Annotated in this window: 20 protein-coding genes; 16 read left to right on the top strand and 4 right to left on the bottom strand. The window is 34.1% G+C overall.

What is annotated here, in order from left to right; translation table 11 throughout:
* Window positions 1-73 precede the first annotated feature (73 nt).
* The 13 genes from Q7I96_10010 to coaBC all read left to right on the top strand — a co-directional run bounded on the left by Q7I96_10010 (window position 74) and on the right by coaBC (window position 12,413).
* Window positions 74-784, top strand: coding sequence for a 7-carboxy-7-deazaguanine synthase QueE (locus Q7I96_10010; protein ID MDO9627943.1), 711 nt, complete (start codon window positions 74-76; stop codon window positions 782-784).
* Window positions 785-795: 11 nt separating this feature from the next.
* Window positions 796-1,359 (top strand): CBS domain-containing protein, encoded by a 564-nt coding sequence (locus Q7I96_10005; protein ID MDO9627942.1) that lies wholly within the window; start codon window positions 796-798, stop codon window positions 1,357-1,359.
* Window positions 1,360-1,366: 7 nt separating this feature from the next.
* Window positions 1,367-2,173: a CBS domain-containing protein gene (locus tag Q7I96_10000; protein MDO9627941.1), complete on the top strand. Its 807-nt coding sequence runs from the start codon at window positions 1,367-1,369 to the stop codon at window positions 2,171-2,173.
* A 335-nt stretch (window positions 2,174-2,508) separates the two neighbouring features.
* Window positions 2,509-3,450 carry a CBS domain-containing protein gene (locus Q7I96_09995; GenBank protein MDO9627940.1) on the top strand — a complete coding sequence of 314 codons (942 nt, stop codon included), beginning with the start codon at window positions 2,509-2,511 and terminating at the stop codon, window positions 3,448-3,450.
* 133 nt (window positions 3,451-3,583) lie between these two features.
* Complete coding sequence (locus Q7I96_09990; GenBank protein ID MDO9627939.1) at window positions 3,584-4,423, top strand: CBS domain-containing protein; 840 nt, start codon at window positions 3,584-3,586, stop codon at window positions 4,421-4,423.
* A 57-nt stretch (window positions 4,424-4,480) separates the two neighbouring features.
* A complete protein-coding gene (locus Q7I96_09985) occupies window positions 4,481-5,305 on the top strand; it encodes a CBS domain-containing protein (protein ID MDO9627938.1) in 825 nt (274 codons plus the stop codon).
* Between the two features lie 77 nt (window positions 5,306-5,382).
* Complete coding sequence (locus Q7I96_09980; protein ID MDO9627937.1) at window positions 5,383-6,717, top strand: RNA ligase; 1,335 nt, start codon at window positions 5,383-5,385, stop codon at window positions 6,715-6,717.
* Between the two features lie 410 nt (window positions 6,718-7,127).
* Entirely contained in the window at window positions 7,128-7,925 is a 798-nt protein-coding gene (gene pheA / locus Q7I96_09975; GenBank protein ID MDO9627936.1) for a prephenate dehydratase, read from the top strand.
* Between the two features lie 233 nt (window positions 7,926-8,158).
* On the top strand, window positions 8,159-8,803 hold the full coding sequence (locus tag Q7I96_09970; GenBank protein MDO9627935.1) for a hypothetical protein: 645 nt from the start codon (window positions 8,159-8,161) through the stop codon (window positions 8,801-8,803).
* A gap of 68 nt (window positions 8,804-8,871) precedes the next feature.
* Window positions 8,872-9,405, top strand: coding sequence for a PsbP-related protein (locus Q7I96_09965; GenBank protein ID MDO9627934.1), 534 nt, complete (start codon window positions 8,872-8,874; stop codon window positions 9,403-9,405).
* A 258-nt stretch (window positions 9,406-9,663) separates the two neighbouring features.
* A complete protein-coding gene (locus Q7I96_09960) occupies window positions 9,664-10,233 on the top strand; it encodes a PsbP-related protein (protein ID MDO9627933.1) in 570 nt (189 codons plus the stop codon).
* A gap of 389 nt (window positions 10,234-10,622) precedes the next feature.
* Complete coding sequence (locus tag Q7I96_09955) at window positions 10,623-11,117, top strand: KH domain-containing protein (GenBank protein MDO9627932.1); 495 nt, start codon at window positions 10,623-10,625, stop codon at window positions 11,115-11,117.
* Between the two features lie 141 nt (window positions 11,118-11,258).
* Window positions 11,259-12,413: a bifunctional phosphopantothenoylcysteine decarboxylase/phosphopantothenate--cysteine ligase CoaBC gene (gene coaBC / locus Q7I96_09950; protein MDO9627931.1), complete on the top strand. Its 1,155-nt coding sequence runs from the start codon at window positions 11,259-11,261 to the stop codon at window positions 12,411-12,413.
* A 517-nt stretch (window positions 12,414-12,930) separates the two neighbouring features.
* Here coaBC and Q7I96_09945 read toward each other — a convergent pair.
* Genes Q7I96_09945 through Q7I96_09935 form a run of 3 tightly spaced genes read right to left on the bottom strand, consistent with a single transcriptional unit; the run spans window position 12,931 to window position 15,158 of the window.
* A complete protein-coding gene (locus Q7I96_09945) occupies window positions 12,931-13,596 on the bottom strand; it encodes a fibrillarin-like rRNA/tRNA 2'-O-methyltransferase (GenBank protein ID MDO9627930.1) in 666 nt (221 codons plus the stop codon).
* Window positions 13,584-13,940, bottom strand: a complete 357-nt coding sequence (locus tag Q7I96_09940) for a hypothetical protein (GenBank protein ID MDO9627929.1) — start codon at window positions 13,938-13,940, stop codon at window positions 13,584-13,586. The genes Q7I96_09945 and Q7I96_09940 overlap by 13 nt, the downstream gene beginning before the upstream one ends.
* A gap of 12 nt (window positions 13,941-13,952) precedes the next feature.
* A complete protein-coding gene (locus Q7I96_09935; GenBank protein MDO9627928.1) occupies window positions 13,953-15,158 on the bottom strand; it encodes an ATP-binding protein in 1,206 nt (401 codons plus the stop codon).
* 212 nt (window positions 15,159-15,370) lie between these two features.
* On the opposite strand from Q7I96_09935, the gene Q7I96_09930 reads away from it, so the two are divergent.
* From Q7I96_09930 to Q7I96_09920, 3 genes are all read left to right on the top strand, one after another.
* Window positions 15,371-16,276: a dihydroorotate dehydrogenase gene (locus tag Q7I96_09930; protein MDO9627927.1), complete on the top strand. Its 906-nt coding sequence runs from the start codon at window positions 15,371-15,373 to the stop codon at window positions 16,274-16,276.
* A 107-nt stretch (window positions 16,277-16,383) separates the two neighbouring features.
* On the top strand, window positions 16,384-17,193 hold the full coding sequence (locus Q7I96_09925; protein MDO9627926.1) for a dihydroorotate dehydrogenase electron transfer subunit: 810 nt from the start codon (window positions 16,384-16,386) through the stop codon (window positions 17,191-17,193).
* A gap of 136 nt (window positions 17,194-17,329) precedes the next feature.
* Window positions 17,330-18,376 carry an AI-2E family transporter gene (locus Q7I96_09920; protein ID MDO9627925.1) on the top strand — a complete coding sequence of 349 codons (1,047 nt, stop codon included), beginning with the start codon at window positions 17,330-17,332 and terminating at the stop codon, window positions 18,374-18,376.
* Window positions 18,377-18,540: 164 nt separating this feature from the next.
* Here Q7I96_09920 and Q7I96_09915 read toward each other — a convergent pair whose 3' ends face one another.
* A complete protein-coding gene (locus Q7I96_09915) occupies window positions 18,541-19,110 on the bottom strand; it encodes a hypothetical protein (GenBank protein ID MDO9627924.1) in 570 nt (189 codons plus the stop codon).
* Window positions 19,111-19,131 lie beyond the last annotated feature (21 nt).

Raw genomic sequence — 19,131 nt, 5'->3', positions numbered from 1 at the left:
TCACAATCACAATTATAATTATAATTATAATTAATAAAACTAAAATTTATAAGACTAAAGCTCAAGGATTTTTATGAAAGCACCTATAATAGAAGTTTTTTCCAGTATTCAAGGAGAAGGCCTTTTAATTGGCAGAAGACAAATTTTTGTTCGTTTCGCAGGATGTAATTTGAATTGCATTTACTGTGATACACCAGAAAGCAGAAAAAGTACGGCTGGTACGAGTAAAACCGTGGAAGAACTTTTTCAAACCATTGAAAGTATTTTAACTCCTGATTTCCACTCAATTTCATTTACTGGCGGCGAACCACTACTTCAAGCAGATTTTATAAAAACTTTTTTGCAAAAATATCAAAAAAATAAATTCAAATCTCTCTTAGAAACCAATGGTTCTCTCCCTAAAGAAGTTGAAAAGATTGCAAATCTAATTACTCATGCATCGGTGGATATAAAACTCCCAGAACATTTTTCTAGTAACACTAAGGACGATCTTATAGAGCGGGAGATAGAATCCCTAAACATATTAATATCAAGAAGGGTAAAGGTATATTGTAAAGTGGTAATGTTGCCCTCAACAAAAGTGGAAACTTTAGGACATGTTGCAAAAACCATAAAAGAAAATATTTCTGATCCTTCCCGGATTGTTATGGTGCTTCAACCGGCCAGCCCACTAAAGTATTGGGTTCAACACACTCCTAAACTATTCAGTATGTCTGAAAAGGTAGGAGAACACATAAATGTACTGACAATACCTCAAGTACATAAACTTCTAGAAGTCAGATAGGAGGTTTTTAGATGGAAATGGAAACTAAAGTCACCGTACACGATGCCATGACATCAAACGTGGTAACAGTAGACCCTAAAATCAGCGTTGCCGAAGCAGCAATACTTATGAATCAAATTAAAGTGGGTAGTCTAGTAGTTAAAAGTAACTCTGAACCTGAAGGACTAATCACTGAAAGCGATATCATTAGAAAAGTAGTTTCCAAAGATTTGAAAGCTAGTGATATAACTATTGGCCAAATAATGACTAAGAATCTCATTAGCATTGAACCTGGGAGAGAATTAAATGAGGCAGCTCGTTTAATGGCTAAAAATAGTATTAGGCGCCTTCCAGTGGTTAATGGTGGAGCTCTAGTTGGTATATTAACATCTACTGATGTAATGGCTGTTTCTCCAGAACTTACTGAAATTCTGGTAGAAAATGCCCGCATTACAGAAAATCAAGTGGGTTATCCGTCTGGTGATAGGCCCGTTCCTGGTGCATGTGAAGCATGTGGAAACTTTGAAGATTATCTGGATGAAGTAGATGGCAAGTATTTATGCGAGGAATGTAAAGAGGATTTAGAAGGTGAATAACTTGATTGTGGAAGAGGCAATGACCTCTAACCCGGTCACAGTTTCTGTAAGCACATCTGCTACGAGAGTGCGATCTATATTCCGGGAAGAGGACTTCCGCTGTATCCCTGTGGTTGAGGAAGGCCACTTAAAAGGTTTAATTACCCGAGGGGATATGCAAAATATTTCTGCTACTAAATCTAATATTGAAGCAAGGGGCATAATGGAGCGGCCCAAACTTATTTTTACTCCAGAAATGGAATTAATCCATGCTGCTCAAAATTTAATAAATTCTGAAGAAATTCAGGCCCCGGTGGTAGAATCCAGTGATAGTAATAAATTACTGGGAATTTTAAGTGTGTTTGATATTTTATTAGTTTTTTTAAAGGATGGAATTAATGCTCCCCAAAAAACTTTGGGAGATATTAAAACCGAAAACGTCGTTACCTGTGACTACCAGGATTCTATTTCCACTTTGTGGAATAAAATGGGTGAATCTGGCTTTTCTGGCTTGCCTGTTTTAAAGAACGGTAAGTTAATTGGAATAGTCACTCGCAAAGATCTTATCAAGTCGGGACATACTCGAATTGGCGCGGGATCTGGTGATGCGAAGCGAAACATTCCTGTAGAGAAAATTATGCAGACTCCACCCATAGTAGGGACATCAAAGATGTCTTTGGAGAAAGCTGCAGATTTAATGGTTCAAAATGACATTGGGCGTTTGCCTGTTGTGGAAAATGCAATGTTTATTAAAAAAGAACCCGAAAGGGCCAAAGAATCTGAACTAGTAGGTATTGTTTCGAGAGAAGACGTTTTAAGGTCGTATATAATTTGATTCTCAATTCAAATTGCAAAAATGGCCTTTTTGTTCAAATATGTTCTATAATTGGCCGGGCAAGAATATTATGTTCTAAAACTAAAAATATATCTAATTCACGATGATATGAAAAAAATCAAAATTAGTATTATACTATCTGCAAATTCAATAGAACTGTCGAAAAATTGAAAATGGATGATTATTAAAGAAAAACTCTTTAGAAAATTCTTAGAAAGTTCTTTAGTTTTCTCCTATATCAAAAATAAATGATTAAATACGTGTTAAATAGGCTAAAATTGTATAAATTTCATTCAAATTACATAAGTAATCATATCTCTGAGAGAGGTGTATGGATGAGAAGAAAAGACACCATAAACATCGTAAAGTCTATGGACCGTGGGCCCATAGAATTTGGAAGCAGAAATTTTGAACACGAAGGCGATATTATGGCCGTCGCCAAAAAAGAAGTGGTCACTATACCACAAACCGCAAGTATTAAAGAAGCTGCGGTTATAATGGTTAAAAACAAATTCAGGAGATTACCCATTACAAATCCTGGAACTGGGAAACTTATGGGTATCGTAACTTCTATGGATATACTGGACTTCCTGGGAGGGGGAGACAAATTTAAAATCCTGGAAGAAAAATATCACGACAATTTTTTAGCAGCCATCAATGAGTCTGTTAAAAAAATAATGACACGCGATGTCCATTATTTAAGCTACAAAGACTCCCTAAATACTGCAGTTGAAAAAATGTTAGAATATGGGGTGGGGGCTTTACCAGTTATTGACTCTGATGATAATATAGTGGGTATTGTTTCTGAAAGAGATTTAGCTCTTTTATTATCTGGAGTTCTAACTGATGAGTTAGTAGAGGATTATATGACTAAAAAAGTTATAACTACTACTCCGGGAACACCCATTGAGAGTGCATCTAAAATAATGGTGAGAAACAAACTTAGAAGGATACCTGTGGTGGGAGAAGAGAGAAGAACTTCTCACCCAGAAAAAGAGAAACTGGTAGGCATAATCACTTCCACAGATATTCTGGAAATTTTAGGCCAAAGTAAAGTCTTTAACAATATGACTTCCAATAGTGCTGAGGAAATTCTTAACTCAAAAATTACGGAGATAATGGAAAAAGAAGTCATAAGCACCACACCAATGACTCGTTTAGGTGTTTTATGTGAATTGATGCAAAATGAAGGAATTGGTGGATTACCAGTAATTAAAAATGGGGAGTTAGTGGGCATTATTACTGAAAGAGACTTACTAAAAGTCATAAAACAGTAATGTCCATATATTTTTCAATATTTCTAAATTAATCTGGTATTCATAAAAATAGGGATATCGATGATTTTGAATCAAAAACACGGTAAATACATAGAATTATTAAACCTCTATTTAGTATACCGCAGGTGATTTGATGAAAATAAAAGATATAATGAGTGATGAAGTAGTGGTAATTCAAGATACAGAACAAGTAGCTTATGCCCGTAACCTCATGCTCAAAAATGGAATTGGTCGCATTGTAGTAGTTGACCACGATGGAGATCCGGTAGGGATAGTAACCGATAGGGACATTACCCACAAACTAAGCGGAAAAGGACCGGCCTGGAGAAGAAGGCCTATTGACAAAATTGCTGTAAGGAGAGTAATGAATAATAATTTAATTACTGTAGCTCCAGGATTAAATTCAAAAGAAGCGGTCGAGTTAATGTTAAAAAATGATATTGGTTCACTGCCGGTTATTGATCAAAGTGAATTAGTTGGTATTATAACCAAAACAGATCTCATGAAAGTTTATGAAAACAAATTCAAAGGTAAATGGAGAATTTCAGAGTTAATGAGTTCTAAAGTAGTCACGGTAAACGAAAATCACGCCATTTCTCATGTTATCAACATAATGGAAGAAAATAAAATTGGTCGTGTTGTGGTAATAAGAGATAATGAACCTGTGGGCATTATAACCTCTGAAAACATTTCTTTTGCCCAAATTGAAGATCCTGGAAAAGGGATTAATGTAGAGAGAATATACTTTGTCCGCCCTGTTGAAGGAGAAGGAAAAAGAAATGTGCGTATGATTTCCATGATGACTGCTGGGGATATTATGACTGATCGCATTGTCAAATTAAGCTCATCAGATGATGCTTCAGAAGCGGCTAAAGTCATGATGGAAAGTGAGATTAGTGGAATTCCAGTGGTTGACGATGATGAACTAGTTGGTATCATCACTAAAACAGATATAATTAAAGCCATACAGTAGAAAATAAGTGAAAATCGCAGAATTTATAAATGAAACCTAAAAAGAAAGGGGATTTTAATGCGAGTAAAAAATATAATGTCCGAGGATATTGTTTCCATAGATAAAGACCAGAACATTTGTGACGCTCTCAGAGTCATGAAAAAACACAAAATGTCTCGGCTAGCAGTTATCAATACCAACCAGGATAATGTTAAAGAGATGGTAGGTATGATAACCGAAAAAGACATTGCCAATAAACTGGGATCATCTAAATATGGAAACCTACCTCCTTCCCATTTTCATGTTTCTACGGTAATGACTAATGAGTTATTTGCAGTGGAAACTGAAACGGATATCGCATATGCAGCCAATATAATGCTGGAAAATAATATTGGTGGAATTCCAGTAATGGATGATGGCGATGTGATTGGTCTGGTTACTAAATCCGATCTCATAGACACTTGCCGAGGCAAAGCATATGAAAACAAGTCTGTTCAGAATTTAATGAGTGAGGATCTAATCACGGTGTCTCCTTCTGACAGGCTAGTTCATGCCCGGAGAGTCATGATGGATGCCAAAGTGGGCCGGCTCCTGGTAATGGAAGATGGAGATTTAGTGGGATTAATAACATCTAAAGATATTTCCCGAGCCATGATATCCTTTAGGAAAGTTGTTCCAGACAAACACAAATCTGCCAGAATCAGAAATCTTCTGGTGGATGATGTAATGTCTCAAGGAATTCACATGGTTTCTATGACGAGCTCCATTCCTGAAGTGGCACAAATGATGCTGGATCAAGGTATAAGTGGATTTCCAGTAGCAGATGAGAATAAAAATACGGTAGGCATAATAACAAAAACAGATTTGCTGGATTTAATTGTTGAAATGGAGGGGGTTAACTAATTTCTAGGGAATATAAGTCTAATGGACAAAAATCTGAGGATTCTAAATCCAAAATACTTAAATCACCTGGAATTGAATTGCCCGAGGTAAATTGTCCTAAATGCAGTTCTAAAATGAGGGTTGATTGGAGGAGAAACAATACCCTCACCCATTTTTTTTACTCTTGCCCATCTTGTGAGCTGGAATCTCAAATTGAAGTAGAAGATTTTCTGGAGAAAAAAATTCAAGAAATATTGGGAATTAAATCAGAAAAGCTGGAAGAATCTATTAAAAAAGGAAACACAAAATTTTTCATTTCCATGGGCATTCCTACACTTCTTTTTAAAAAAGAAACCGGTGAACTAGAATCTGGGACAGTTATTTATCTCTCAGATGAAATTGAAGTAATTAGAGGATTTCCTAAAATTAGAAGAACTCTTCTTTTGGGGCCTTCCCTTAAAAATCATTTTCAGGATTTAATTGCTGTGGAAGAGAAGATGAATGGCTATAATGTCCGTATTGCCAGTATAAATTGCAGCGATATATGTCAAGATATCTCTAAAAATCCAGAAAGTAACTCAAAAGTATTTGATGAAGTTAATGATGACTTTAAACATAATAAAATTGTGGCCCTCACTCGTGGAGGATATATATGTCCTTTTACCACTAAAAAGGCCCGGGAACTTATGGAATTGGATGATTTTTTTGCAGATAATCCAGAACTAGTAATATGTGGTGAAATGGTGGGTACGGACAATCCTTATGTTTCACAGTATTATCCTGAAATTGGTAAACTGGCCTTTAGAGTTTTTGATATTCGTCATAAATTATCCAATGAACCATTATCTATTGATGCCAAAAGAAAACTCTTAAAACAATATAATTTACCTGCTGTTAGACTATTTGGTGTATTCTCAGCAGATGATGCTCATGAGAAGATATTAAAAATAATTAAAGAAATAGGGCTGGAACATAGGGAGGGAGTAGTAATGAAACATCCTTCTATGGAAATACCACCTTTAAAATACACATCCTCTCAGGCCCATGATAGAGAAATTAAATATGCATTTAACTTCCCATTTGATTTTGGAAGGGCCTTTTTTTTCAGTAGAGTTGTAAGAGAAGGCTTTCAAGCCTATGAAATGGAAGATTCTCCAGAAGAACTTCAAAAAAGAGCTCAAAGATTGGGTGAATCTATTATTTATCCCATGATTGATATAATCAAACAAATAAATGATGGAGAACCTGCTGTGGAAGATACTACTATCAATGTGGATAGTAAAAAAGAGGCCGAGGAATTTGTAAGGCATCTGCATGATCTGGGAGTTTCGGCCATGTTAATAGAATATAAGGGTGGAAATGCGGTTATTCGAAGAATGTATAATGCAACCAATGATAAAATAAAAAATTATCTTAATGGGGGCCTTTACTAAAATAATATTTTTAATTAAGGAATATTTTTCTTATATTTTATTAGAACTATTTTTTGATTCTTATCTTTTCAGATTATTAATTAAATCCTATTTAAATCCTTTTTAAATTATTATTTAATTCTTATTTAATTCTTATTTATTTTTATTTTATTTTTATTTACCTTAATTCTTAAATTAAAGAAAAAAGAAGAACATTCAATTAAAAATTATATCTATAAATATCAATATAATAAACGAATATATTCATATTATACTAAATAAAATAACATATTCTAAATTTCATTGAAATTATAAATCAAATTGATGGATATAATATGCCACCTGAAAACACTTTAAAAAACTCTAATAATAATAATAACAATAACAATTCCCTAAACAAGAGTAGTGCTGAAAATAAACCAGACACGTTCATCGCCTTTTTTGGACCGGCAGGAACATTCACTGAAGAAGCAGCTTCCAGATTAAAAGGGGAATTAGTAGCATTTGATTCTATTATAGAAGTTTTAGAAGCGGTAAAAACAGACAGGGCAAAAAAAGGTGTGGTGCCAATTGAAAACTCAATTGAAGGCCCAGTAGGGGTAACTTTGGATCTTCTGGCTCAAGATTACGATTTAACCATTGAAAAAGAAATAATTCTACCTATAAGTCACAATTTAATGGTTAATAAAGGAGTTAAACTGGATGAAATTGATTCGGTCTATTCTCACGCCCAACCACTGGCCCAATGCAGGATATTTTTAGAAAAACTTGGTATAATTACTCATTCCACTTCCAGCACAGCTGCAGCGGCCAAATTTATAAATGGTAAGAAAAATGCAGCGGCCATTGGAAACTATAGGGCTGCGGAATTATATGATCTGGATATCATAAAATCAGATATTCAGGACTTTGAAAACAACCGGACGCGATTCATAGTTTTGGGGAAAAATAAATCAAAGCCTATGGGTAATGACAAAACTTCTATTGTGTTTTCCCTGTATGAAGATAGGCCTGGGGGCCTATATGAGATTTTAGGCTATTTTGCCGGGAAGAAAATTAACTTAACTAAAATTGAGTCCCGTCCATCTAAAAAAGGCCTGGGAAAGTACTTTTTTTTCATAGACTTTGAAGGCCACCGTGATGATTTGATAGTTAAAGATATTCTAGATACTATTAAAAATAATGCTCCTTTTTTAAAGCTACTAGGCTCATATCCTCCTGAAAATTAACTAGGAATTAATTAAAATCTTTAATTTCTTTTTATTTTATTTTCTAAACCATTATAGGCGGTATTAATTTTCACACAGATAATGGGTTAAAAAGAAAAGGATTTATAATATTTAAATAAATAGATATAGTTAATCATAAGTTATGGATAACTATGATATTATTCAAACATCACTTGATGTGTAAAAATTACAAAATTAATATAAAATTTAGGTTAATGGCCTGAAATTAGGAGATGATCAAGATTAGTAAAATAGAACAGCTCTTGAAGAATCTCGAGGACTTAGAAAAGGATTTAGAAGCAGGAAAAATTCCTAAAAAGCAGTATGTATCCTTAAAAAAACAATACACTAATAGGTTAGATACCCTTGAGGCCGCAGAAAGAGTTAAGCGGATGCAAGGCCGTGGTACTTCTGAAAAGACTTTAGATCATTGGGCCTCCAAGAGTAAACTCGAAAAAGATGAAAAAGAGCAAGAAGAGCTCATTAAAAAATATGTAACTACTCCCAAACCAACTAGAAGTCAAGCTAAAGCAGCATCAGCCGCAGCATCCTCAAAGGGAGGTATTTCCAGAATTGGAATAATTGCGGGAGTTTTATTAGCTTTAGCTTTCTTTGTAGGAACTGCATTTGGTGTAATGATGCTAAACACACCAGTAACTGTGGATAATGGCACAGTAACGGTTAATCAAAGTGCTTTTCCACTAATAGAGAATTTAACAACTAATACAACTATTTCCAACTATACTTCCACCAATACCACGAAATCCAATACGACACATGGCGGTTCTAATAATACTCCGACACCTGTTACTCCAACGCCAACCCCAGACCCGGTTATTCCAAAACCTGATACAACTCCAGACGGTAATGGCGGTTAGTTATTAGACCATGAAAAACATAATTTTTTACCACTTCCCTTTTTAAATTTTTAAATAGAGGTAATGTCATGAAAAAATACTTTTTAGCATTATTAGTTCTCTCTTTAGTGGTTTTTACCTCTGGTTGTACTTCTAATACTGATAATCAAGACAATCAGACTAAAACTCTATCTCAAAATAATGTTTCATTCACTTATCCCGGCATTTGGGTCATAGCTGATTCTCAGGCCAATGATACCATAGCTGCGGTGGCCGATCCCAGTTCAGTGAATGCTCAAACTGGACTTGCACAAACCGTAGTCACAGTTCAACTTAAAAACCTAACTGGAACATTCGATTCCATGTATGCAGATAATTATGAATCATTATTTAGTAATTCTAGCTACCAAAGGGTTTCTGAAGGTAATCTGACTTTGAATGGAAGAAATGTTCTTGAATATGTTTATACCGTTGATGCTGATGGTACTAATATCAAACAAAGGGCCATATGGATACAAGATAATAAAAATGTCTATGTAATTCTTTGTAGTGCACTTACCAGCCAGTTTGATAAGGAAAAACAGAATTTTGATATGATTATAAATAGTTTTAATATTTCATAGTCCATCATGGATAAAATCATTTGATGGGAACTAGTTTTAAAACCATTTTTAATTACTTTTAAATAAACAAATAACTTTTTTTTTATTTTAATTATTTAAAATCTTTATTTTTTATAATTAGTACTTAATTTTTGCTAAAATTTATTTTAATTGAATATTTTTGTCTTTTTTTAAAATTTAATGATAAATAAAAAAATATAGAAAAATATATAATTTTTAAAGGCCATACTATATTCTATATATTATGGAGTGAGCGAAATGAAAAAATATCTTCCAATACTGGCTATAATAGCTGTGGTGGTCGCTGTGGCGGGTTGTGTTGATTCAGGAACTAATGATACGGCAATCAACACTACTGTACCCGATATGCCATCTAAAACTTATGCTAAAAATGGTATTTCTTTTGAATATCCTGTAGGGTGGACTAAGGCCGCCAGTTCAAATATACCTGGAACAATTGTGGGCTATGGAGACCCTGAATCAGTTTCTAAAGATCTTACTTATAATACGATAGCTATTGTAAGCAAACAGGCTTTACCTTCTGGTTCAACAGTTAAAGAATCATTTGATGCAACTTATGAACAGTATGCTAACAATGGCACGGGTTATAATCTGATTTCCGAGAGAACTTTAAACATAAATGGTGTCACGGCTTATGAAAAAGTTTATAATATAACGGTAAGTGGGGTCAAAAAAGAGGAACGAGCTACATGGTTTGACTCAAATGGAACTATTTACATGGTATTATGCAATGCGCTTCCAAAAGACTTTGATAGTCAACAAACTAACTTTGATTTAATTACTTATTCATTCAAAGTTACTGGTTGATTAATCAATCCTCTTTTTTTATTTTATTTCTATTTTTTAATAAATTTTAAACGCTTATTTTAATTGTTTAAAGATTTAAAACGAATTAATTCCAATAAATGATTCTAAAATTAATCCTAAAATTAATAAAATTATTAGATCCTAAGTGTGAAATAATGTGGGTATAAGTTTATATTCTCAAAATATCAATAGAATTACATTAATGATCATATAATTAAACTAATCTTAACTGGCCATACTGTTCATTTTTTCTAGCTCTAAGGGCTTTTGATAGGTAATAGTGGGCCAATAAGTATTTTTATTATATTGATTTTTAAGAAAAAATTTATCACTCAAATCAAATTTCTTTAAAATTATTAATTATCACAAAAAAGAAAGGAGGAATGAGAATGGATTTACCAATATGTGATGTCTGTCTACAAAGTGGGATACTATGTAAAGGATGTGAAAATAAGCTTAAAACTGGTGAAATAAGTCAAATGGAGCTGGACATTGCAAAAATACTTTACAATCTGGGTGATTGCCAAATAAGCTTTAAAAAGGCTATAGATATGGGAAATGTGGCCATAATTATCACAGAAAAGGACCAGGTAGGTAAAGTAATTGGTAAAGGTGGAAATGTAGTTCGAGCCATATCTAAAGAAATTGGGAAGAATGTAAGGGTTATTGGTGATGAATCTGATCTTAAATCCGTTGCTAAGGATATTCTAGCTCCTGCAAGAATTTCAGGGATAAATGTGGTATATGGAATTGATGGTGAGCAAAAATTTAAGATACTGGTGCTGAGGGAAGACGCTTTCACAATACCCTCGAATTTAGACAAATTAAACGAGATTATTGAGTCTTTAACTGGGGAAAAAACCAAAATTGTATTGGATGACTAGTAACTCTTCTAAATGAGTCTTCTTTAAATGAATTAAAATAGTTATTTTAGATTATATCCAGATAATTAACTCTTAAATGAGTTAAAACAATTATATCCAAAATATAATCAATTAAATAAATAAACCAAATGAGTCGTTATCATGGAAATTGTACTTTGTGTAACAGGTAGTGTGGCTGCAGTAGAAACGGTTAAGCTTGCCCGAGAACTTCGGCGACAAGGAGCCGATGTAAAATGTTTTATGAGTGATGATGCTTGTCATATAATTCATCCCTATGCTTTAGAATTTGCCACCGGCCAGGAAGTAGTTCTGGAGCTTACTGGAAAAATTGAACATGTGAAATATGCTCAAACAGATCTTGTTTTGGTAGCACCGGCCACAGCCAATGTTATCAGTAAATTTACCTATAAAATGGCAGATAATCCTATAAATACTCTTCTTATAACGGTTTTAGGCCATGGTACACCTATTGTAATGGTTCCATCCATGCACGATTCTATGTATCGTTCTATAGAAGAGAATATCCACAAACTGGAAGAAGAAGGAATAAACTTTGTTTTACCTAGAATGGACGAAGGAAAGGCCAAATTCCCTTATCTGGAGGATATTATTCTTCAGGCATTGAGACAAGTTAATAACTCTGAAAATGATTTAAAAGGTAAAAAAGTTCTTATCAGTGCGGGAGGGACTTATGAGGCCATAGATCCTATTCGTGGCATTTCCAATCGCAGTTCAGGTAAAATGGGTATTGAAATTGCTAAAGAGGCATTTATTCGAGGAGCAGAGATTACTATGTTACTGGGTGAGGTTAGCGTTCCTGTTCCCCAATCATTTGAGTCTATTAAAACAGTATCCAGTAAAGAAATGAATGATAAAATTCTGGAAATCATCCCGGAGTTTGATATTTTTGTTTCTACTGCAGCGGTGTCTGATTTTTCACCATCAATCACTGAAAACAGTAAAATATCCTCGGATAATAAATTGGAACTGGTACTAAAGCCAAATCCTAAGATCATTAATCAAATAAAACAGAAAAATCCAGATATTTTGCTGGTGGGATTTAAAGCAGAATATAATATTGCTGAAAGTGAATTAATTGAATTGGCAAAAAAACAGATGTTAAATTCAGGCGCGGACCTGGTAGTGGCCAATGATGTTTCTATTGAGGGGTCTGGCTTTGGTTCGGATGAGAATAAGGTAATATTGGTGGATAATGAAGTCCAAAAGCTTCCTTTAATTTCTAAAAAAGAAATTGCTCAAATGATCTGGGATAGAATATTACTTAAAATTGATTAAGGAATGTTTTAAGGCCTTAAGATAATTTAATGAATCATTAGGCCATTATAAAACATTTAATTGCTTTATTTTTATTTTTATAATTCAAAAAATAACTTTTTCACAAATTTATCAAATTGTTCTAATTTATTTAAAAATTATATTCTTTAAATTCATTAAAATGAGATAATAATATTCTAATTCCTTTTAAAATCAATAAAATGAGGTAGTGTTCACCTTCCAGAGTTTTGCCGCTTGTGGGAGTAGCAATTAATATAAAGACAAATACTCTGGAGGTGATATTATGGCCACATGTTAGATAATGTGTGGGTAATTCCTACCTTATGTATTTTATAAAATATAAAGTTTACACTTAAAATTGAAAAAGATTTTAAAATAATTTTATTAAAAAATCAGGCCAAAAATAGGGCTTATTTTAGAAAAATTGGCTTTAAAATCCCATTAAAATATTCATGAAAATCTATTGAAATCAGCTAAAATTCAATTAGAAATCAATGAAAATCACCAAATTTCAACTCTAAAAACTTCTCTCCACTACTAGGCCCAGATGGTCTTTTTCATAGGGTTCTAATTTGATTTTTTCTACAATGTTGAATCCATGAGTTTTTAATTTAGATTCCTCTTCTCTGAAAATCTTTTGTGGCTTTTTAGTCACGTCAATACTTCGGGCCTTAATCATGAGCATTCCTTGGCCTTCTTCTTTTAAAAAAAGTCTCATATTATCCATGAATAATTCGCTTTGCTGTGGTTGGGCCACATCACAGTAAATGAAATCCACTTTTTCAACTAAATTCAAATAACGACTTGGCCGAGTAGCATCGTCCAGTAAAGGCACCATATTTTCCCTATTTTCACATACTCTAACCAGTTCTCTCATCATCCTGGGAGAAAATTCCAAACAATAAACTAAACCTTCGGGAACCATATCGGATATGTGGGATGGGGTGGTACCAGAAGAGGCCCCTAAATAAAGAACTTTAGAGTCAGGTGATATTTTTAAATTCTCCAAACCATTTAAAATTGCTGCCCCTAATTTAGAACGGCGCGGGTCCCAAACACGATATTCTTTACCTTCCCAATCAAGAAGCTTTTCTCCATATACCTTGTATTCTGGAGTAAGGTTAGGGGTTACCAGAGAATGATCCATAAGATATACGCTATTTATTCCCTCTATTTTTTCCATATTAACACCGTGATTAGATTAATTATATTATACTTAAATTTAAATTCTTTACTTTCCTTTTTTTGAGTTAGACATTTTACAATTCTCTCACATATCCTGTAGTGTTTCGTGAATCTCGGTCTGGGTCTGATAGACCACTGACTGGATATTTCCTGATTAATATTATCCATCAATTCTTCGTTCATTTGATGTTGGAGTTCTATCAAGCTCTTAAGATTCATAAAATTCTGTTTCAATCTTTTCTCAACACTTAAAGAGAACCATATGGCAGTAATGGCCAGAATAATGGATAAAACACTGGAAATAGTATAGATTATGGGTAAAATGTCTAACACAATTATCACTAATTATATCCCCTATTTTTTCCTTTTTTTCTTCTTTTTCTTTTTAGAATATTTTTTATATTGTTTAGGACTTGATTTAGTAACCTTTTTAGATTTGGTAACTCTTTTAGGGAATGGGTTATCTTTATTAATAGTTTCTAATCTTTCCAGATAACCTTCTTTAATGCTGGGGTCAAATTCACCTGAGAAAACATCTTTACGCACAGCCAAAGATAATTTAGCAGCTAATGTTCTGGCAATTTTTCCCCTTAGCCACCATTTGGCCCCTCTAATGTCCGGATGCTGATATATGAGTCCGTGCTTGGGAGGTCGCTCACCGGTCTTTAAATGTCGGAATAATGCCTTCTCAGCCCCCATAATTTGGACAGTACTGGAGGGGAACAGTGCTAATTGTTTTATACTTCCTGAATGAGCAATCAATTTAGCACCAAGAGAAGCACCCGCCAAATCTCTTAAATTAGGGGCTATTTTCTCCATTTTAAAATCTACATAAGTTTCTATGGATTGGCGAGATTCTTGTAGTGATTTGAGGGACTTAGCAAAGCCTTGAATTATTAAAATATCCTCTTCTTCAATATCGGCCCCCATACTACTATCTAGTTCCAAATTATGCCCACTTAAATCCTGCTGGAGTATTTGATCGCGGTGGCCGTGCTGGGCCACTAAACCCACATAAGCCTCGTGATTTCGCACAAAATCCAATTCTGGAAAATGCACACCGTACCATTCTCTTATTCTTTCAGATAGTTTTCCTATGGATTCATCCAATTCATCTAAAGAACTTATGGCCTGTATTAAAAGCTTATCTTCTGCTTCAGATGATTCCCTTATTTGATGGAGAGTAACATCCATGTAAATATCATGTATTCTTGGCTTAAATTCTTCTTCAGTGCTTATAAATCCAATTTCTAGCAATATTTGCGTTAAATTGGAGCGAAGGTGTTCTCCACCAGGATTTGGATTTTTAAATTCGAATTTTTCACTATTTTTTAGATGTTGGTAGTTGGAACTACCTTTGTTGGTCTCTATGATGATGGATTCGTATTTTTTCCCGATTCTATTTAATAATGCTTCTTCTTCTACCAGTAAAACTCCTTCTCGAATTTTTAAAAGTCGGGAAGAAATTTTACTCGGTGGGAAAAGTTCATAATCCAAAAGAGTCAAATCTTCATTAAAGACCATGAAACCGGCCAGACAATTAGTAAGATAACAATTCATAAAAACTAATTTGTTTGATGTGATTTAAATTATTTGACTTTTTAGAGATGATATTTATTAAATATCTTAGAAAAAATTATTTACAAAAATTAAAATTTAAAATAAATCAAGATTTAATAGAATGACTAATTACCAATACTAATTACCATATGATAACAAAACAGTAATTTAATCTGCTAATTTGAGCAATATAACTTTTTAGAGGTTTAAAAATGATGGAAATCGAATTATTTGGGGTTAAAATGAAAAATCCTACTATGTTGGCTGCGGGGGTAATGGGTAGTACTGCAGCATCCCTAAATTGGGTATCTCGATGTGGGGCCGGGGCAGTGGTAAGCAAATCATTCTCTAAAATGCCTAATAAAGGATACAAAAATCCCACCACGGTGGAAGTGAATGGGGGAATTATAAATGCCATAGGCCTTTCCAGCCCTGGTGTGGAAACGTTTAAAAAAGAGCTGAAATCTCTCAATGGTGAGGTACCCAAGATCGCATCAATTTATGGGGCTACTCCCGAAGAATTTTCTCAAATCGCTGGTGAAATAGAAGATCTGGTTGATTTAATTGAGTTAAATATATCATGTCCCCATGCCATGGGTGGCTGCGGGGCGGCCATAGGTCAAGATAAGGAATTAACATTCAATGTAGTTAAATCGGTTAAAGATACAGTATCAGTTCCAGTGATGGTTAAATTAACTCCCAATGTGACAGATTTAACAGAGATAGCACTTAGTGCTGAAAAAGCCGGCTGTGATGGACTAACTTTAATCAATTCTCTAGGGCCTGGAATGAAAATTGATTTAGAAACTGGCCGCCCGATATTATCTAATAAATTTGGAGGAATGTCTGGACCGGCTATAAAACCTATTGCTCTTAGATGTGTATTTGAAACATATGCCGTGACTAATGTGCCTTTGGTGGGTGTAGGGGGAATATCCAATGCTCAGGATGTTGTAGAATTTTTATATGCTGGGGCCAGCGCGGTACAAGTGGGAACCGCCATAATGGAAAACGGCCCGGAAATTTTTGCAGAAATTTGCATAGGCCTTGAAAAATTCATGAAAGAACATGAATTCAATTCCATATCTGAAATGGTGGGTCTGGCTCATAAATTTTAGATACAAATCTGAAAATTAATTAGAAAAATATTAAAAAAGCTAGAAAATTAAATTATTATCAATAAATTTTGTCATTAGTCTTATAATTACTTGTATTTGGTGGAAAAATGCACGTTCCAAAGGTTTTAGAAATAAAAGAAGTTTTTGAAGAATCAGAAACTGTAAAAACATTTATATTTGACTGGGATATGAATTCAGAGGATATAATTCCTCAACCTGGTCAGTTCATGATGTTATGGAATTTTGAAGATGAAAAACCCATGTCCATTTCATCTATAGATTCAGTTAAGGGAGAATTAGGGATATCTATTAAGAAAGTGGGAGAATTCACTTCTAACGTCCATGAACTTGAAAAAGGGGATAAATTAGGCCTCCGAGGGCCTTATGGCGGAGGATTTGATTTAAAAGGCTCTAAAATACTGGCAGTTGGGGGTGGAATAGGAATGGCACCTATTGCTTCTTTGGTAGATCATGCCCTAATTAGGGGTGTGGAAGTTGATGTGGTTAGTGCATCACTTACTTTAGACGAATTATTGTTCGTAAATAGAATGAAAAAAGCAGGGGCCAGTGTTTTCACCTGTACTGATGATGGAACCTGTGGATTCCAGGGATTTGCCACCGATCGAGTGGAATCAATTTTAATGGACCATGATTACGATATGATTGTAACCTGTGGCCCGGAACTCATGATGAGTGGAATTCTGGAAATGGCCAAAAAACATGAGATTCCCGCCCAGTTTTCCATGGAGCGTTGGATGAAATGTGCCATGGGAATTTGTGGCCAGTGTTGTGTAGATGATACTGGATGGAGAGTTTGCGTGGAGGGGCCTGTTTTCTGGAGCCATGAGGTGAATCTGATTAAAGAGTTTGGTGAATATCGAAGAGACTCATCAGGGACTCGAAATTACTATAAATAGAATATAACTCCAACTTATTTCTCAAATTTTATCTCTTAAATTTATTTAATTAAATTTTTGATAATGCGCCTATCCATCATATCCATTTCAACTGGAAACTAATTAAAAATGATAATCTAACTGATGAAGGAATATTATGATCTACAAACTAAAAGGAACACTGACATCCGCCATATTTGTGGTTTTAATTTTGATAATAGCTTCTTTTTTTGTTTTATCTCCACTTATAAGCATGATAATATTGGGGGCCATTTTTGCCTATGCCATACGACCCATATCTGGCAGAATGAATCCTTATCTCAAATTCGAGTCGGTTTCCATTTTTCTGGCTATGATGCTGGTTATTACTCCATTAATTTTAATAATAGCCTTCAGTATAAGTACTATAATTGATTCTGCACCAGTTATTATGGGTGCGGCAAGTAATGTAGATGCTGGGAGTTTAAATCAGACTATTAATCAAACATCAACCCAAATTGCAAGTTATATACCTGGTGCTTTCCAACCATCAGCTAATTCTATCATTAATGGTTTTAAAAGTTTAATTAATGCTGGGTTAAATGTAGTTTTAGGTTATGCTGGAGATATAGTTCAATCGATACCTATGGTTGCTTTACAGCTATTTATATTCATTGCTTCTACATTTTACTTGGCTAAAGATGGTGATAAGATATTAGAATACTTAAGATATGCTTTACCTCAGGAGAGAAGGAATTTTTTCCGTAAACTGTCTGAAGAAGTAGAAAGAGTTCTAAAGAGCATATTTTATGGTCATTTTTTGACGGCTTTAATCATTGGAATAATGGCGGCACTGGGTTTCTATATTTTAGGATATCCTTATGCTCTATTTTTAGGAATATTGACTGGATTTCTGCAGCTCATACCAATTATTGGTCCCTGGCCAACCTATACTGCTCTTGCCATCTATGATTTTGCCACCGGCAATATTCCCAGAGGCATAATAGTGTTATTGTTTGGATTTTTCCTTAGTGGTAGTGATATTTACATCCGTCCTAAATTATCAGGAAAATATGCTGATATTCATCCCCTAATTTTTCTTTTAGGATTTTTAGGAGGCCCCCTAGTATTTGGTATTGTTGGATTCATTTTAGGACCTTTAATTTTGGGAGTAACTTATGCTGCGCTACTGGCCTATAAAAATAATGACTCAAATGAGTCTTAAGATGAAAAATTGATTAGTTAATTGAAAAGGAATTTTTTAAATTTTTTAAAAAATAAAAAAAGATTAGGTTCAATTAAGATCTGAAATTATTCAAAATTAACAGAATTTAAGATTTACAGTTCTTAATTATTTTATGAACCTATTTAAGCTGTTTTTTTCATTTATTATCCACTTTGAGGTATAATCAAGTTCTGAATATACTGCATAATGGAGTAAAATAAATTCATTATTTGTTGTAGTATTCCATCTTGGCTGGCATCTGTAGTTGCATTACCAGAAGCAACTTGAGTTATGTTTGCAGGTGTAGTTGTATTAGTAGATTTACTTGAAACTAGAGGTATGCTAATGGAGTTGGAATTAATTCCGAATGTTTTTCCTGAAGCGTCCTGATAAGTTACTCCCACACCACCAATAAAGAATGGATTTGAAACAGTGGCATCACCACCAAAGTCTGCTTTTACTTCCTTGTCTGTTGGAATATAAACTTTTTCCGTGAAAATTTTCTTGGAACCTGCTTTCATGGTTCCTATGAATTTGTAGAAGTTTTGATCGGCCACACTAACATTGTATATGTCCTTATTCCCATTATTTTGAATGGTATATACTATGGTGATATTTTGGCCTTTTTGAGCTTGGGATGGTCCTTTTTGAGTGGCTATTACGCTCTGTGCATATGTAGCACCCATGGATATAAGGAACATCACTAGAAGCATTATTATAATACTTTTTTTCATATCATCCCTCGTTCTTTTTTA

The sequence above is a fragment of the Methanobacteriaceae archaeon genome (genome assembly GCA_030656015.1).
Lineage (GTDB): Archaea > Methanobacteriota > Methanobacteria > Methanobacteriales > Methanobacteriaceae > UBA349.
This window is presented reverse-complemented; position numbering and strand designations above follow the sequence as displayed.

Coding starts and splice junctions, on each gene's coding strand:
- Q7I96_10010 (MDO9627943.1), top strand. CDS start 74: ATGAAAGCACCTATAATAGAAGTTTTTTCCAGTATTCAAGGAGAAGGC.
- Q7I96_10005 (MDO9627942.1), top strand. CDS start 796: ATGGAAATGGAAACTAAAGTCACCGTACACGATGCCATGACATCAAAC.
- Q7I96_09995 (MDO9627940.1), top strand. CDS start 2,509: ATGAGAAGAAAAGACACCATAAACATCGTAAAGTCTATGGACCGTGGG.
- Q7I96_09990 (MDO9627939.1), top strand. CDS start 3,584: ATGAAAATAAAAGATATAATGAGTGATGAAGTAGTGGTAATTCAAGAT.
- Q7I96_09985 (MDO9627938.1), top strand. CDS start 4,481: ATGCGAGTAAAAAATATAATGTCCGAGGATATTGTTTCCATAGATAAA.
- Q7I96_09970 (MDO9627935.1), top strand. CDS start 8,159: ATGATCAAGATTAGTAAAATAGAACAGCTCTTGAAGAATCTCGAGGAC.
- Q7I96_09965 (MDO9627934.1), top strand. CDS start 8,872: ATGAAAAAATACTTTTTAGCATTATTAGTTCTCTCTTTAGTGGTTTTT.
- Q7I96_09960 (MDO9627933.1), top strand. CDS start 9,664: ATGAAAAAATATCTTCCAATACTGGCTATAATAGCTGTGGTGGTCGCT.
- Q7I96_09955 (MDO9627932.1), top strand. CDS start 10,623: ATGGATTTACCAATATGTGATGTCTGTCTACAAAGTGGGATACTATGT.
- coaBC (MDO9627931.1), top strand. CDS start 11,259: ATGGAAATTGTACTTTGTGTAACAGGTAGTGTGGCTGCAGTAGAAACG.
- Q7I96_09945 (MDO9627930.1), bottom strand. CDS start 13,596: ATGGAAAAAATAGAGGGAATAAATAGCGTATATCTTATGGATCATTCT.
- Q7I96_09935 (MDO9627928.1), bottom strand. CDS start 15,158: ATGAATTGTTATCTTACTAATTGTCTGGCCGGTTTCATGGTCTTTAAT.
- Q7I96_09930 (MDO9627927.1), top strand. CDS start 15,371: ATGATGGAAATCGAATTATTTGGGGTTAAAATGAAAAATCCTACTATG.
- Q7I96_09925 (MDO9627926.1), top strand. CDS start 16,384: ATGCACGTTCCAAAGGTTTTAGAAATAAAAGAAGTTTTTGAAGAATCA.
- Q7I96_09920 (MDO9627925.1), top strand. CDS start 17,330: ATGATCTACAAACTAAAAGGAACACTGACATCCGCCATATTTGTGGTT.
- Q7I96_09915 (MDO9627924.1), bottom strand. CDS start 19,110: ATGAAAAAAAGTATTATAATAATGCTTCTAGTGATGTTCCTTATATCC.